The sequence below is a fragment of the Janthinobacterium sp. PC23-8 genome, assembly GCF_002250505.1.
Taxonomy (GTDB): domain Bacteria; phylum Pseudomonadota; class Gammaproteobacteria; order Burkholderiales; family Burkholderiaceae_D; genus Janthinobacterium.
Map to the genome: position 1 here is coordinate 3,223,666 of NZ_NJGY01000001.1, position 1,370 is coordinate 3,225,035.

The following is a 1,370-nucleotide window of genomic DNA, read 5'->3' on the forward strand; positions in this document are numbered from 1 at the left end:
GTGCATGAAGCAATCGGAAGTGGTTCCAAGAAAAGCCTCTAAGCTTCAGTCATACGAGACCGTACCGCAAACCGACACAGGTGGGCGAGATGAGTATTCTAAGGCGCTTGAGAGAACTCGGGAGAAGGAACTCGGCAAATTGGTACCGTAACTTCGGGAAAAGGTACGCCCCGGTAGCTTGACTGGTTTACTCCAGAAGGGTGAAAGGGTTGCAATAAACTGGTGGCTGCGACTGTTTAATAAAAACACAGCACTCTGCAAACACGAAAGTGGACGTATAGGGTGTGACGCCTGCCCGGTGCTGGAAGATTAAATGATGGGGTGCAAGCTCTTGATTGAAGTCCCAGTAAACGGCGGCCGTAACTATAACGGTCCTAAGGTAGCGAAATTCCTTGTCGGGTAAGTTCCGACCTGCACGAATGGCGTAACGATGGCCACACTGTCTCCTCCCGAGACTCAGCGAAGTTGAAATGTTTGTGATGATGCAATCTACCCGCGGCTAGACGGAAAGACCCCATGAACCTTTACTGTAGCTTTGCATTGGACTTTGAACCAATCTGTGTAGGATAGGTGGGAGGCTTTGAAGCGGGGACGCCAGTTCTCGTGGAGCCAACCTTGAAATACCACCCTGGTTTGTTTGAGGTTCTAACCTTGGTCCGTTATCCGGATCGGGGACAGTGCATGGTAGGCAGTTTGACTGGGGCGGTCTCCTCCTAAAGTGTAACGGAGGAGTTCGAAGGTACGCTAGATACGGTCGGACATCGTGTTGATAGTGCAATGGCATAAGCGTGCTTAACTGCGAGACTGACAAGTCGAGCAGGTACGAAAGTAGGACATAGTGATCCGGTGGTTCTGTATGGAAGGGCCATCGCTCAACGGATAAAAGGTACTCTGGGGATAACAGGCTGATTCCTCCCAAGAGTTCATATCGACGGGGGAGTTTGGCACCTCGATGTCGGCTCATCACATCCTGGGGCTGTAGCCGGTCCCAAGGGTATGGCTGTTCGCCATTTAAAGTGGTACGTGAGCTGGGTTTAAAACGTCGTGAGACAGTTTGGTCCCTATCTGCCGTGGGCGTTGGAAATTTGAAGGGGGCTGCTCCTAGTACGAGAGGACCGGAGTGGACGAACCTCTGGTGTACCGGTTGTCACGCCAGTGGCATTGCCGGGTAGCTAAGTTCGGAAGAGATAACCGCTGAAAGCATCTAAGCGGGAAACTTGCCTTGAGATGAGATTTCCCAGAGCCTTGAGCTCTTTGAAGGGTCGTTCGAGACCAGGACGTTGATAGGCTGGGTGTGGAAGTGCAGTAATGCATTAAGCTAACCAGTACTAATTGCCCGTACGGCTTGTCCCTATAACCTTAGCAGGTGC

1 other annotated feature (running past one end of the window) is annotated in these 1,370 nt (G+C 51.6%).

From position 1 onward, the window contains the following. Positions 1 to 1,353 (top strand) — a sequence feature (mutual gap in cmsearch alignment for this rRNA model is longer than 100); it begins 1,722 nt to the left of the window's first position. The last annotated feature ends 17 nt before the right edge of the window (positions 1,354 to 1,370 follow it).